Source organism: Pseudomonas sp. IB20, from assembly GCF_009707325.1.
Taxonomy (GTDB): Bacteria; Pseudomonadota; Gammaproteobacteria; order Pseudomonadales; family Pseudomonadaceae; genus Aquipseudomonas.
In genome coordinates, this window is the sequence record NZ_CP046103.1 from 603,755 (window position 1) to 616,927 (window position 13,173).

The window sequence follows — 13,173 nt, forward strand, 5'->3', positions numbered from 1 at the left end:
GCTGGCTTGCCTGCGATAGCATCACCTCAGTAGGCCTGATAGACCGAGGCGCCTGCATCGCGGGCAAGCCCGGCTACCACACTTGATCGCATTCACACCCTGGCCTCTCGCTTGATTCCCTCAAGGCTGGCAGACTGCCCATCCTTTAACGCCGTTTGTTTTGAGGCTGTATGCCAACGTTTTCTCAGCGTCACGTGTTGTTGTTGGTCAGTTGCATCATCATTTTCGGTGGATTACTGCTGGTCCTGCCGCTCAAGCTGCTGCCCAGCCTGTTGGCCGGCCTGCTGGTCTATGAGCTGGTCAACATGCTCACCCCGCAGTTGCAGCGGCTGATCGAAGGCCGCCGTGCTCGCTGGCTCGCCGTGGCCTTGCTCGGCACATTGATCGTCAGCGTGCTGACGTTGATCTTCGCCGGCGCCATCAGCTTCCTGCTCCACGAAGCGGAAAACCCCGGGGCTTCCCTCGACAAATTCATGGGCGTGGTCGACCGCGCGCGCGGCCAATTACCGCCGTTTCTCGACGCCTACCTGCCCGCCAGCGCCGCAGAATTTCGCGTGGCCATCGGCGATTGGCTGAGCAAACACCTAAGCGAGTTGCAACTGGTCGGCAAAGACGCCGCCCACATGTTCGTCACCTTGCTGATCGGCATGGTCCTCGGTGCGATCATCGCGCTGCAACGCGTGCCCGACGTGACCAAGCGCAAACCCCTGGCTGCCGCGCTGTTCGACCGCCTGCACCTGCTGGTCCAGGCGTTTCGCAACATCGTCTTCGCCCAGATCAAGATTGCCGCGCTCAACACTATGTTCACCGCGATCTTCCTCGCGGTGGTGCTGCCGCTGTGCGGGATCCACCTGCCGCTGACCAAAACCCTGATCGTGCTGACCTTCTTGCTTGGCCTGCTGCCGGTCATCGGCAACCTGATGTCCAACACCCTGATCACCATCGTCGCGCTGTCGATTTCAATCTGGGTGGCGGTGGCGGCGCTGGGGTATTTGATCGTGATCCACAAGGTCGAATACTTTCTCAACGCGCGCATCGTCGGCGGGCAGATCAGTGCCAAGTCGTGGGAATTGCTGCTGGCGATGCTGGTGTTTGAAGCCGCATTCGGCTTGCCGGGCGTGGTGGCGGGGCCGATTTATTATGCGTATTTGAAGAGTGAACTGAAACTCGCCGGCATGGTTTGACTGACATCGGCGACGTTGGGCTGCGAAGCGGCTCCAGTTTCAGGTACTCCCGAGTGGCTGGTTTTGGGGCTGCTGCGCAGCCCAGCGCGGGGCAAGCCCGCTCGCCACAGAGGGGGGCTGTGGCAACTGGGGTTTCAGGTGTGCACAGGTCAAAATGTGGCGTTGGGCTGCGAAGCGGCTCCAGTTTCAGGTACTCCCGAGTGGCTGGTTTTGGGGCTGCTGCGCAGCCCAGCGCGGGGCAAGCCCGCTCGCCACAGAGGGGGGCTGTGGCAACTGGGGTTTCAGGTGTGCACAGGTCAAAATGTGGGAGCGGGCTTGCCCGCGATGGCGTCGGGTCAGTTGATAAATACATCGACTGACACTTTACTATCGAGGGCAATCCCGCTCCCACCTATGGATTTGCTGTGTTAGTGAAGGTCAGCTGCCGTAACGCTTGCTTGCTTCAATCGCCAAACCACTGCCGATACTGCCAAAGATATTGCCTTCCACATGCCGCGCATTCGGCAGCATCGCCGAAATGCTGTGGCGCAGTGCCGGTATCCCGCTGGAACCGCCGGTAAAGAACACCGTGTCCACCTGCGCCACTTCCACCGACGCATCGGTTAGCAATTTGGTAACGCTGTTACGCACGCGCTCCAGCAAACCATCAATCGCCGATTCGAACAGGCTGCGGCTCAGGTCCACGCTCAACCCTGGCTCAACCCGGTCCAGCAGCACATGGCGGTTGTCTTCGTGGGTCAGTTGGATCTTGGTTTCTTCCACTTCCATCGCCAGCCAGTGCCCAGCGCGCTGTTCGATCAGCTTGAACAGGCGGTCGATGCCGCCGGTGTCTTCGATGTCGTAGCGCATGCTGCCCAGGGCCAACTGGGATTTTTGCGAGTACACCGAGTTGATGGTGTGCCAAGTGGCCAGGTTCATGTGGTGGCTGGTGGGCATGTAGGCGCCGCTTTTCATGCGGCTGCCGTAGCCGAACAGCGGCATCATGCCGGCCAGCGACAGTTGTTTGTCGAAGTCGGTACCGCCGATGTGCACGCCGCCGGTGGCGAGGATGTCATCGTGGCGGTTGTCGTTGTGACGGCGGTCCGGCGACAGGCGCACCAGCGAGAAGTCGGACGTACCACCGCCGATGTCGACAATCAGCACCAGCTCTTCTTTCTCGATGGTGGACTCGTAGTCGAAGGCTGCCGCAATCGGTTCGTACTGGAACGAAATGTCCTTGAAACCGATCTTGCGTGCCACATCGACCAGGGTGTTCTCGGCCTCTTGGTCGGCCATCGGGTCGTCATCGACAAAAAACACCGGGCGGCCCAGCACTACTTCCTCGAACTCACGGCCGGCGGTGGTCTCGGCGCGGCTCTTGAGCTGGCCGATAAACAGCGCCAGCAGGTCGGTGAACGGCATCGCCGTGCCGAGTACGCTGGTGTCGTGCTTGATCAGCTTGGAACCCAGCAGGCTCTTGAGCGAGCGCATCAGCCGGCCTTCGTAGTTTTCCAGGTATTCGTGCAGGGCCAGGCGCCCGTAGACCGGGCGGCGCTCCTCGAAGTTGAAGAACACCACCGACGGCAACGTGATCTTGTCGTCCTCCAGCGCAATAAGCGTCTCCTCGCCGGGGCGGATCCAGCCGACGGTGGAGTTGGACGTGCCGAAGTCGATACCGCAGGCACGGGCTGGGGATGGGTTTTTCATGTCTATCTGGTTCCGGTTGAAAAACGGCCGCGCAGTGTATGCCAGTCGAAGGCGGATGCGTAGGCCGACCATCCGTTAAATCGTGCTTGAAAGTGCGGGATTTGCCCCCACATCTGTTGCATACGGTTAGCGCCGATAACACTTTTACGTACTCTCAGGCCACAACACTCAACAGGTGCAAAGCAACGCACGTTGTGGCCCAGGCTGTGCGATCTCGATTAAGGATGGTGAACCGCCGATGGATTTCAAAGACTACTACAAGATTCTGGGTGTCGAGCCGACGGCTGATGACAAGGAAATCAAGGCCGCCTATCGCAAGCTCGCGCGCAAATATCACCCTGACGTGAGCAAGGAAAAAGACGCCGAAGAAAAATTCAAGGACGCGTCCGAAGCCTATGAAGCGCTTAAAAGCGCGGACAAGCGCGCGGAATACGACGAACTGCGCAAATACGGCCAGCACGGCCAGCCGTTCCAAGGGCCGCCGGGCTGGCAGAGCCGTGGCGGTTATGGCGGTGGCGCGGGCACTGAAGACTTCTCCGACTTCTTCAGCTCGATCTTCGGCAACCGAGGCGACGGCTTCGGCGGTGGCGGCCAGCGCCGCTCAACCGGGCGCAAGGGCCAGGATGTGGAGATGCAACTGTCGGTGCTCCTCGAAGAGACGTTGTCCACCGAGTCCAAGCAGATCAGCTTCCAGGTGCCGCAATACGACGCCTCGGGTCGCCACGTGAGCAACACCACCAAGAGCCTGAACGTGAAGATCCCCGCCGGCGTGGCCGACGGCGAGCGCATCCGCCTCAAGGGCCAGGGCGCACCGGGTATTGGCGGTGGGGCGAATGGCGACCTGTACCTGATCATCAAGTTCGCGCCGCACGCCAAGTTCGAAGTGGATGGCGAAAACCTGATCATCAACTTGCCCCTGGCGCCGTGGGAGTTAGCGCTGGGCGCTGAGATCGCCGTGCCGACCCTGACCGGCAAGATCAACCTCAAGGTGCCGGCCGGTAGCCAGAACGGCCAGCGCATGCGCGCCAAGGGCCATGGTTTGCTGAACAAGGCCGGGCAGCGTGGCTATTTGTTCGTGCAGCTCAAGGCCGTGATGCCACCGGCAGGTGATGACGAGGTGAAAGCGTTGTGGCAGGAGCTGGCGCGGAAAGCGGCCTTTAACCCGCGCGAGAACTTCTAAATCGACACCCAGTGGGGGCTGGCAAGCCAGCTCCCACATGGATAGTCAGAACAGGAAATACCGCTGGGCCATCGGCAGTACTTCGGCCGGCTCACACCACACGAGGTGAAAGCGTTGTGGCAGGAGCTGGCGCGGAAAGCGGCCTTTAACCCGCGCGAGAACTTCTAAATCGACACCCAGTGGGGGCTGGCAAGCCAGCTCCCACATGGATAGTCAGAACAGGAAATACCGCTGGGCCATCGGCAGTACTTCGGCCGGCTCACACCACAGCAACACGCCATCGGCCTTGACCTGATAGGTCTGCGGGTCCACTTCGATGTCCGGCAGGTAGTCGTTGTGGATCAGGTCGGTTTTCTGCACGTCGCGGCAACCTTTAACCACCGCAATCTGCTTCTTCAACCCCAGGGCTTCGGGCAACCCGGCGTCCTGTGCCGCCTGGCTGATAAAGGTCAGGCTGGTGGCGTGCAGCGAACTGCCGAAGCTGGCGAACATGGGGCGGTAGTGCACCGGTTGCGGGGTGGGGATCGAGGCATTGGCGTCGCCCATCAAGCTTGAAGCAATCGCGCCGCCCTTGAGAATCAAGGTCGGCTTGATGCCAAAAAACGCCGGGCGCCACAGCACCAGGTCGGCCCATTTGCCCACCTCGATTGAGCCGGCGATATGGCTGATACCGTGAGTGATCGCCGGGTTGATGGTGTACTTGGCGATGTAGCGCTTGGCGCGAAAGTTGTCATTGCCTGGGCCGTCACCGGGCAGGGCGCCACGCTGTTTTTTCATCTTGTCGGCGGTCTGCCAGGTGCGCGTGATCACTTCACCGACGCGGCCCATGGCCTGGCTGTCGGAGCTGATCATCGAGAACGCGCCGAGGTCGTGCAGGATGTCTTCGGCGGCGATGGTCTCGCGGCGGATGCGGCTTTCGGCGAAGGCCACGTCTTCGGCAATGCTCGGGTCCAGGTGGTGGCAGACCATCAACATGTCCAGGTGCTCGTCGATGGTGTTACGAGTGAACGGCCGGGTCGGGTTGGTGGAGCTGGGCAGCACGTTCGGGAAGCCGCAGGCTTTGATGATGTCCGGCGCGTGGCCGCCACCGGCACCTTCGGTGTGGTAGGTGTGAATAGTGCGGCCCTTGAGCGCGGCGAGGGTGGTTTCGACGAAGCCGGACTCGTTGAGCGTGTCGCTGTGGATCGCTACCTGCACGTCGTATTCGTCGGCGACGCTCAGGCAGTTGTCGATGCTGGCGGGCGTGGTGCCCCAGTCTTCATGCAGCTTCAAACCGATGGCGCCGGCCTTGACCTGCTCGACCAACGGCCCCGGTAAACTGGCGTTGCCCTTGCCGGTAAAGCCGATGTTCATCGGGAACGAGTCGCTGGCCTGCAGCATGCGCGCCAAATGCCACGGGCCGGAGGTGCAGGTGGTGGCGTTGGTGCCGGTGGCCGGTCCGGTGCCGCCGCCGATCATGGTGGTGACGCCGCTGGTCAACGCTTCTTCGATCTGCTGCGGGCAGATGAAATGCACGTGGGAGTCGATGCCGCCGGCAGTGAGGATCATGCCTTCACCGGCGATCACTTCAGTGCTGGCGCCGATGGCCATGGTCACGCCGGGCTGGATGTCCGGGTTACCGGCTTTGCCGATCGCGTGAATGCGGCCGTTTTTGAGGCCGACGTCGGCTTTGACGATGCCCCAGTGGTCGATGATCAGCGCGTTGGTGATCAAGGTGTCCACGACCTCATGGGCGAGCAACTGGCTCTGGCCCTGGCCATCGCGGATCACCTTACCGCCGCCGAATTTCACTTCTTCGCCGTAGACGGTGAAGTCTTTCTCGACTTCGACGAACAGCTCGGTGTCGGCCAGGCGGACCTTGTCACCGACGGTGGGGCCGTACATGTCGGCGTAGGCTTGTCTGGAAATCTTCATGTGTGTGTCCTCGATCGTTCCCACGCTCTGCGTGGGAATACATCCTGTGACGCTCTGCGTCACGACGTTAAGAGCGGACGCGGAGCGTCCATGGCGGCATTCCCACGCGTAGCGTGGGAATGATCAGTCGAGGTCACCCATGATCCGCCCGGCAAACCCAAACACCCGGCGCCCACCGCTCAAATCCACCAACTCGATTTCACGACTTTGCCCCGGCTCAAACCGCACCGCCGTGCCCGCCGCAATATTCAGGCGCATGCCACGGCTCGCGGCGCGGTCAAAGGTCAGCGCGTCATTGGTCTCGAAAAAATGGTAATGCGAGCCCACCTGGATCGGCCGGTCGCCGCTGTTGGCCACGCTCAGCGTGACGGTGCGCCGGCCCACGTTCAGTTCGATGTCGCCAGGCTGGATCTGATATTCACCAGGAATCATGCAGGTTGCCCCAGGGTCTTGAAGTAGATAGCGGTCGGGCTGTAGCGCCCGTCCGGGCTTTGGCAGTAGTCGGGCAGCTCACCGATCTTGGTGTAGTGCAGCGACTGGTAGAAGGCTTCGGCACCGGAGCCGGCCTCGGTGTCCAGGTACAGCAGGCCGCGCTTGTGCTGGCGCGCGGCGAGTTCCAACGCGCCCATCAGTTGCTGGCCCAGGCCATGGCGGCGCGCACTGCTGTGTACCAACAGCTTTTGCACTTCGGCGCGGTTCAGGCCGTTGGCTTTCTGGCACAGCGCCAATTGCACGCTGGCGATCACCTGTTCGTCGCGCACCACCACCCAGAGCAACAGGCTGGCGTCTTCAATACTGGCTTGTACGCCCTTTAGATAGTCGCGGGCCTGGGCGTCATCGAAGTCAGCCATGAAGCCGACCGACGCGCCGTGCTGCACCGCGTCCAGCAACAGCTCAATCAAACCCAGGCGGTAATGGGCAAAACTTTCAGCATTCACTCGACGCAGTTGTGCAGCGCTCATCGATCTCACTCCTTGGGCGGTTCTGCGCCCGGGTTCAATGTCAGTTGCATAAAGGTCAGGTCCAGCCAGCGGCCGAACTTGATACCCACTTGCGGCATTTGCCCGGTGGTGATGAACCCCAGGCGCTCATGCAGGCGAATAGATGCCTGGTTACCGCTTTCGATGGCCGCGACCATCACATGCTTGCCGCAGGTGCGGGCACGCTCGACCAGCGCTTGCATCAGGCGCGGGCCGAGGCCTTTGCCGCGCTGGTCATTGCGCACGTACACCGAGTGTTCAACGCTGTAACGGAAGCCTTCGAAGGGCCGCCAGTCGCCGAACGAGGCGTAGCCGGTGACTTCATCGTTTTCCACCGCCACCAGGATCGGATAGGCCTGGGCCTGGCGCGCACTGAACCAGGCCTGACGATTGGCCAGGTCGACCGGTTGTTCGTTCCAGATTGCCGTGGTGTTAAGCACCGCGTCGTTGTAGATGTCTCGAATGGCCGGCAGGTCTTGCCAGGTTGCATCACGAATCATGGCCGTGCCTCACGCGATGGGCTGGTGGACGGTGACCAGCTTAGTGCCGTCGGGGAAGGTGGCTTCCACCTGAATATCCGGGATCATTTCCGGGATGCCTTCCATCACCTGTTCGCGGCTGAGCAGGGTGGTGCCGTAGTGCATCAGGTCGGCGACGGTACGGCCATCGCGGGCGCCTTCCATCAAGGCGGCGGAAATGTAGGCGATGGTTTCCGGGTAGTTGAGCTTCACGCCCCGCGCCAGGCGGCGTTCGGCGACAAGGCCAGCGGTGAAGATCAGCAGTTTGTCTTTTTCCCGTGGGGTCAAATCCATGGTTCAAGGTCCTTCAAAGAATGCATTTTTAACTACAACAGAGATCAACTGTGGGAGCGGGTGCTCGCGAATGCGGTCGATCAGTTAAAGAGGTGCGATGCGGTCGATCAGTTAAAGAGGTGTCGACTGACACACCGCATTCGCGAGCAAGCCCGCTCCCACATTTTGATCTTCATGTGCTCCAAATTCGTGGGGCCACGACTTCCCGCCCCAGCACCACCGGACGTAATAGTTTCCATAAATCAATCAACCAACCCCGCGCCAGCAGCGCTTCACTGGCCAGGCAACGGGCGACCAGCAGCCCGGGCAATTGGGTCAGGTCACCACGCACCGCGTGGGGCAGGGCGCGGCAGGTTTCCAGCAGTTCAGGTTCGATGTCGCCCGTCACCAGCAACGTGGCAAACACCGGTTGCCCGTCCAGCCCGATGGGCGAGTCGAGCAACCCGTCGGCGCCCACAATGCGCTGGCGCTCATGCCAGAGCAACTGGCCGTCGCGGCGAATATCTAGGTGCGATTGGAAGTGGCCGAGGTCGAAACGCTCGCCACTGGCCGGGCGGCCGAGGGCGACCACATCCCAGTAAAACAGCCGCGCATCGCCTTGCAGGTCAATGCGCGTGGTGAGTTCGGCCTGGGCAGCGCTGAACACGATGGTTTCCTGGGGCAGCCATTCCAGCGTGGCGCCAGCTTCCACGGTCAAGTCGAGCTGCTGAAACGCCGGGCCGCTGGCGCGGTACCACTTGGCGGCGCCGGGGCTGGTCAATTGCGCCCAGGCGCCTGCGCCGACATGGGCGCGGATGTCCAGGCGATCACCGCCGGCAATCCCGCCGGGCGGGTGCACGATGATGTGCTGGCACACCTCGGGGCCTTCGGCGTACAGGTGCTTTTGCACGCGCAGCGGGCCGAGGTGGCGGCGCATCACCGGGCGCGTGGTGTCGCCGAAACGCGCGTAGCCGAGTTCCAGCGCGGCGTGCCAGCTGGGGGTGAACAGGGCAGGGGAAACGGGCAGGTTCATGTTCTAGTGCTTATCGTTAGGACGCTACAGATTAGATGGTAACCAAGCCGCGCACACCCTCACTTTCCATATTTTCACCTCGGCCTTGCTGGACGATCTCTCCGCGAGACATCACCAAGTATTGATCCGCCAGTTCGGCAGCAAAGTCGTAGAACTGCTCTACCAACAGAATCGCCATGTCACCGCGCGCGGCGAGCTTCTTGATGACCATACCGATTTCCTTGATCACCGACGGCTGAATGCCCTCCGTAGGTTCATCCAGAATCAACAGGCGCGGTCGGCTCGCCAGGGCGCGGCCAATTGCCAGTTGTTGCTGCTGGCCGCCGGACAAGTCACCGCCACGGCGGTGCTTCATCTGCAGCAATACAGGGAAAAGTTCGTAGATAAACGCCGGCACTTCCTTGGCTTCGGAGCCGGGAAAGCGCGAGAGGCCCATCAACAGGTTCTCTTCCACCGTCAGCCGCGCAAAAATCTCCCGGCCCTGGGGCACGTAGGCGATGCCGGCGTGCACGCGTTGGTGCGGCTTGAAGCCAGTGATGGCCTTGCCTTCCCAGTTCACCGCGCCTTCTTTGGCTGGCAGCAGACCCATCAGGCACTTGAGCAAGGTGGTCTTGCCCACACCGTTACGGCCAAGCAGGCAGGTGACTTCGCCGATCTTCACGTCAAAGGACAGCCCGCGCAGGATGTGGCTACCGCCGTAGTACTGATGCAGCTTGTCGACTTGCAGCATGTTCAAAATCTCCTCAATTCCCTGGTAGGAACCGGATCAAATGTGGGAACTGGCTTGCCTGCGATGCAGACAACTCGGTATGTCTGTTGGACCGAGGTGATGCCCAACGGTTCCCACAGTAAGCGGTCTGTGTCTGGCTCAACGGCCGAGGTACACCTCGATCACCCGCTCATTTTCCTGCACCTGTTCCAGCGACCCTTCGGCCAGCACGCTGCCCTGATGCAACACGGTCACGTGGTCGGCAATCGAGCCGACAAAGCCCATGTCGTGCTCCACCACCATCAACGAGTGTTTGCCCGCCAGGCGCTTGAACAGTTCGGCGGTGAACTCGGTTTCGGCGTCGGTCATGCCCGCCACCGGCTCGTCCAACAGCAGCAACTGCGGGTCTTGCATCAGCAGCATGCCGATTTCCAGGAACTGCTTTTGCCCGTGGGACAAAAGCCCCGCCGGGCGCTGTACCGAGGCGGTCAGGCGGATGGTGTCGAGCACTTCATCGATGCGGTCTTTCTGCTCGCCACTCAGGCGTGCACGCAGGCTGGCCCACACAGATTTGTCGGTTTTCTGCGCCAGCTCCAGGTTTTCGAACACGCTGAGAGCTTCGAATACCGTGGGTTTCTGGAACTTGCGCCCGATACCCGCCTGGGCGATCTGCACTTCGCTCATGCTGGTCAAATCGAGGGTTTCGCCGAACCAGGCCTTGCCGTGGCTGGGGCGGGTCTTGCCGGTAATCACGTCCATCAGCGTGGTCTTGCCCGCGCCGTTGGGGCCGATGATGCAGCGCAATTCGCCGACGCCGATGTAGAGGTTCAAGTCGTTAAGCGCCTTGAAACCGTCGAAGCTGACGCTGATGTCCTCCAGGGTCAGGATGGTGCCGTGGCGGGTGTTGAGGCCCTTGCCTGCGGCCTGGCCGAGGCCGATCGCATCGCGGCTGCTGCCCGCATCGAAAATAGGTTCGAGCATGACATTCCTCATTTCTTCAGCAAAATGACATTCCTCATTTCTTCAGCAAGCCGATAACGCCCTTGGGCAGGTACAGGGTGACGATGATGAACAGCGCCCCCAGGAAGAACAGCCAGTACTCCGGAAAAGCCACGGTGAACCAGCTCTTCATGCCGTTCACCACGCCAGCGCCGAGCAATGGCCCGATCAAGGTGCCACGCCCGCCCAAGGCCACCCACACGGAGGCTTCGATGGAGTTGGTCGGCGACATCTCGCTGGGGTTGATGATGCCCACTTGCGGCACATACAACGCCCCGGCCAGGCCACACAACACTGCGCTCAGCACCCACACAAACAGCTTGAAACCACGCGGGTCGTAGCCGCAGAACATCAAGCGGTTCTCGGCGTCGCGCAACGCGGTCAGCACCCGGCCGAACTTGCTCTGCGCCAGGCGCCAGCCGGTGTACAGGCTCGCGACCAGTAACACCACCGTGGCAAAAAACAACACCGCCCGCGTGCCTGGCTCGGTAATGCCAAAGCCCAGGATGCTGCGGAAATTGGTGAAACCGTTATTGCCGCCAAACCCGGTCTCGTTGCGGAAAAACAGCAGCATCCCGGCAAAGGTCAGCGCCTGGGTCATGATCGAGAAATACACGCCCTTGATCCGCGAGCGGAAGGCGAAAAACCCGAACACCAGCGCCAGCAAACCCGGGGCCAACACCACCAGGCACATGGCCCAGAGGAAGTGCTCGGTGCCGGTCCAGTACCAAGGCAGCTCGGTCCACGACAAAAAGGTCATGAACGCCGGCAGCTCATCACCGGAGGCCTGGCGCATCAGGTACATGCCCATCGCATAGCCGCCAAGGGCAAAGAACAACCCGTGGCCGAGGGACAACATGCCCGCGTAACCCCACACCAAATCCAGCGCGAGGGCGACGATGGCGTAGCAAAGGATCTTGCCCACCAGCGTCAGGGTGTAGGCCGACACCTGCAGCGGGTTGTCCGCAGGCAGCAGCGAGCACAACGGCAACGCCAGCAGCAGGATCAGGATCACCACGCCCACTGCAATCGTGACTTTGGGACCGGCCTTTTGCGTGGCCGTAAGCATCAATGGCTGGTTCATCAGTCGATCACCCGTCCTTTCAGTGCGAAGAGTCCTTGCGGGCGTTTCTGGATAAACAGAATGATCAGCGCGAGGATCAGGATCTTGCCGAGCACGGCACCGATCTGCGGTTCGAGAATTTTGTTGGCGATGCCCAAGCCGAAGGCGGCCATCACGCTACCGGCCAACTGGCCGACACCGCCGAGCACCACCACCAGGAACGAGTCGATGATGTAGCTCTGGCCCAGGTCCGGGCCGACGTTGCCAATTTGGCTCAGGGCCACACCACCTAAACCTGCGATACCGGAGCCCAGGCCAAAGGCGAGCATGTCCACCCGCCCGGTGGGTACGCCGCAGCAGGCGGCCATGTTGCGGTTCTGGGTGACCGCACGCACGTTGAGGCCCAGGCGGGTCTTGTTCAGCAGCAGCCAGGTCAGCACCACCACGCACAGTGCAAACGCGATGATCACGATGCGGTTGTACGGCAGCACCAAGTTGGGCAGCACTTGAATGCCACCGGACAGCCAGGCGGGGTTGGACACTTCGACGTTCTGCGCACCGAACACCAGGCGCACCAGCTGGATCAGCATCAAGCTGATGCCCCAGGTGGCGAGCAGGGTTTCCAATGGGCGGCCGTAGAGGTGACGAATCACCGTGCGTTCCAGGGCCATGCCGATGGCGGCGGTGACGAAGAATGCCACCGGCAGCGCGATCAGCGGGTAGAACTCAATCGCGGCGGGCACATAGCGCTGCATCATCAGCTGCACCATGTAAGTGGAATACGCGCCAAGCATCAGCATCTCGCCGTGGGCCATGTTGATCACGCCGAGCAGGCCGAAGGTTATCGCCAAACCCAAGGCCGCGAGCAGCAGGATCGAGCCCAAGGACATGCCGCTGAAGGCCTGGCCGAGGATCTCGCCGACCATCAATTTGCGTTTGACCTGGGCCAGGCTGGTCTCGGCAGCGGTGTGCACGGCGGCGTCGGTTTCGACACCGGGCGCGAGCAACGCTTCAAGGCGCGTGCGGGCCAGGGGGTCGCCAGTGCTGCCGAGCAAACGCACGGCAGCGAGGCGCACGACCGGGTCGGTGTCGACCAGTTGCAGGTTAGCCAGGGCCAGGCTGAGGGCGGTGTGCACGCCCTCGTTGGTTTCGGCGGCGACCTGCTGGTCGAGGAATTTGAGCTGCGCAGGTACAGCGGTTTTTTGCAGGGTTTGCGCGGCGACCAGGCGCACCTTGGGGTCGGCCGCGAGCAATTGCTGGCTGGCCTGTGCGTTGTCGATCAGGCCGCGTAGGCGGTTGTTCAAGCGAACGGTTTTGGTTTCACCATTGACCGTGAGCTGGCCTTGTTGCAGCGCGTCCACCAGCTCGATGCGCGCCGGGTCGGGCTGGGCGGCCCAGTCCTGGAGCAGCTTGGCTTGTTGCATCGGGTTGGCGTTGAGGAAATCTTCGGCGTCGCTGGCGTGTGCGGCGAAAGGCAGCATGAGCAGCAAGGCCAGGATCAAGCGGTAGAGGGCAGTGGGCATAACAAAATGTCCTGATCATGCGCGGACGGTGTGGGCACTGACTCGTGTGTGGCTGGGTGTGTCTGCCACACCGAGTCGTCTGCATCGCAGGCAAGCCAGCTCCCACACTGA

13 protein-coding genes are annotated in these 13,173 nt (G+C 61.6%); 2 read left to right on the forward strand and 11 right to left on the reverse strand.

Annotated elements, in window-relative coordinates:
* Positions 1 to 170: 170 nt before the first annotated feature.
* Positions 171 to 1,184: an AI-2E family transporter gene (locus GJU48_RS02675; protein ID WP_094949761.1), complete on the forward strand. Its 1,014-nt coding sequence runs from the start codon at positions 171 to 173 to the stop codon at positions 1,182 to 1,184.
* Positions 1,185 to 1,601: 417 nt separating this feature from the next.
* Here the strand turns inward: GJU48_RS02675 and GJU48_RS02680 are convergent, their stop codons facing one another.
* On the reverse strand, positions 1,602 to 2,870 hold the full coding sequence (locus tag GJU48_RS02680; protein ID WP_094949762.1) for an Hsp70 family protein: 1,269 nt from the start codon (positions 2,868 to 2,870) through the stop codon (positions 1,602 to 1,604).
* A 238-nt stretch (positions 2,871 to 3,108) separates the two neighbouring features.
* On the opposite strand from GJU48_RS02680, the gene GJU48_RS02685 reads away from it, so the two are divergent.
* Entirely contained in the window at positions 3,109 to 4,050 is a 942-nt protein-coding gene (locus GJU48_RS02685; protein ID WP_094949763.1) for a DnaJ C-terminal domain-containing protein, read from the forward strand.
* 213 nt (positions 4,051 to 4,263) lie between these two features.
* Here the strand turns inward: GJU48_RS02685 and ureC are convergent, their stop codons facing one another.
* From ureC to urtB, 10 genes are all read right to left on the reverse strand, one after another.
* On the reverse strand, positions 4,264 to 5,964 hold the full coding sequence (ureC, locus tag GJU48_RS02690) for an urease subunit alpha (RefSeq protein ID WP_094949764.1): 1,701 nt from the start codon (positions 5,962 to 5,964) through the stop codon (positions 4,264 to 4,266).
* Positions 5,965 to 6,087: 123 nt separating this feature from the next.
* Entirely contained in the window at positions 6,088 to 6,396 is a 309-nt protein-coding gene (locus tag GJU48_RS02695) for an urease subunit beta (protein ID WP_094949765.1), read from the reverse strand.
* Positions 6,393 to 6,926, reverse strand: a complete 534-nt coding sequence (locus tag GJU48_RS02700; protein ID WP_094949766.1) for a GNAT family N-acetyltransferase — start codon at positions 6,924 to 6,926, stop codon at positions 6,393 to 6,395. The genes GJU48_RS02695 and GJU48_RS02700 overlap by 4 nt, the downstream gene beginning before the upstream one ends.
* Before the next feature lie 5 nt (positions 6,927 to 6,931).
* Positions 6,932 to 7,444 carry a GNAT family N-acetyltransferase gene (locus tag GJU48_RS02705; RefSeq protein ID WP_094949767.1) on the reverse strand — a complete coding sequence of 171 codons (513 nt, stop codon included), beginning with the start codon at positions 7,442 to 7,444 and terminating at the stop codon, positions 6,932 to 6,934.
* 9 nt (positions 7,445 to 7,453) lie between these two features.
* The gene (gene ureA, locus GJU48_RS02710; RefSeq protein ID WP_003171437.1) at positions 7,454 to 7,756 is read right to left on the reverse strand and encodes an urease subunit gamma; all 303 of its coding nucleotides are present in this window, start codon (positions 7,754 to 7,756) and stop codon (positions 7,454 to 7,456) included.
* Positions 7,757 to 7,928: 172 nt separating this feature from the next.
* Positions 7,929 to 8,768: an urease accessory protein UreD gene (locus GJU48_RS02715; protein WP_094949768.1), complete on the reverse strand. Its 840-nt coding sequence runs from the start codon at positions 8,766 to 8,768 to the stop codon at positions 7,929 to 7,931.
* Positions 8,769 to 8,799: 31 nt separating this feature from the next.
* On the reverse strand, positions 8,800 to 9,498 hold the full coding sequence (gene urtE / locus GJU48_RS02720; RefSeq protein WP_094949769.1) for an urea ABC transporter ATP-binding subunit UrtE: 699 nt from the start codon (positions 9,496 to 9,498) through the stop codon (positions 8,800 to 8,802).
* Positions 9,499 to 9,636: 138 nt separating this feature from the next.
* Positions 9,637 to 10,470: an urea ABC transporter ATP-binding protein UrtD gene (gene urtD / locus GJU48_RS02725; protein WP_162530288.1), complete on the reverse strand. Its 834-nt coding sequence runs from the start codon at positions 10,468 to 10,470 to the stop codon at positions 9,637 to 9,639.
* 22 nt (positions 10,471 to 10,492) lie between these two features.
* Positions 10,493 to 11,560, reverse strand: a complete 1,068-nt coding sequence (gene urtC / locus GJU48_RS02730) for an urea ABC transporter permease subunit UrtC (RefSeq protein ID WP_094949771.1) — start codon at positions 11,558 to 11,560, stop codon at positions 10,493 to 10,495.
* Complete coding sequence (urtB, locus tag GJU48_RS02735; protein ID WP_094949772.1) at positions 11,560 to 13,062, reverse strand: urea ABC transporter permease subunit UrtB; 1,503 nt, start codon at positions 13,060 to 13,062, stop codon at positions 11,560 to 11,562. The genes urtC and urtB overlap by 1 nt, the downstream gene beginning before the upstream one ends.
* Between the last annotated feature and the right edge of the window lie 111 nt (positions 13,063 to 13,173).

Bases quoted from the DNA above. Each gene is read 5' to 3' on its own strand.
- GJU48_RS02680 (WP_094949762.1), bottom strand. From the start codon at position 2,870: ATGAAAAACCCATCCCCAGCCCGTGCCTGCGGTATCGACTTCGGCACG.
- GJU48_RS02685 (WP_094949763.1), top strand. From the start codon at position 3,109: ATGGATTTCAAAGACTACTACAAGATTCTGGGTGTCGAGCCGACGGCT.
- urtE (WP_094949769.1), bottom strand. From the start codon at position 9,498: ATGCTGCAAGTCGACAAGCTGCATCAGTACTACGGCGGTAGCCACATC.
- urtB (WP_094949772.1), bottom strand. From the start codon at position 13,062: ATGCCCACTGCCCTCTACCGCTTGATCCTGGCCTTGCTGCTCATGCTG.
- urtC (WP_094949771.1), bottom strand. From the start codon at position 11,560: ATGAACCAGCCATTGATGCTTACGGCCACGCAAAAGGCCGGTCCCAAA.
- GJU48_RS02705 (WP_094949767.1), bottom strand. From the start codon at position 7,444: ATGATTCGTGATGCAACCTGGCAAGACCTGCCGGCCATTCGAGACATC.
- GJU48_RS02715 (WP_094949768.1), bottom strand. From the start codon at position 8,768: ATGAACCTGCCCGTTTCCCCTGCCCTGTTCACCCCCAGCTGGCACGCC.
- ureC (WP_094949764.1), bottom strand. From the start codon at position 5,964: ATGAAGATTTCCAGACAAGCCTACGCCGACATGTACGGCCCCACCGTC.
- GJU48_RS02675 (WP_094949761.1), top strand. From the start codon at position 171: ATGCCAACGTTTTCTCAGCGTCACGTGTTGTTGTTGGTCAGTTGCATC.
- GJU48_RS02695 (WP_094949765.1), bottom strand. From the start codon at position 6,396: ATGATTCCTGGTGAATATCAGATCCAGCCTGGCGACATCGAACTGAAC.
- ureA (WP_003171437.1), bottom strand. From the start codon at position 7,756: ATGGATTTGACCCCACGGGAAAAAGACAAACTGCTGATCTTCACCGCT.
- urtD (WP_162530288.1), bottom strand. From the start codon at position 10,470: ATGAGGAATGTCATGCTCGAACCTATTTTCGATGCGGGCAGCAGCCGC.
- GJU48_RS02700 (WP_094949766.1), bottom strand. From the start codon at position 6,926: ATGAGCGCTGCACAACTGCGTCGAGTGAATGCTGAAAGTTTTGCCCAT.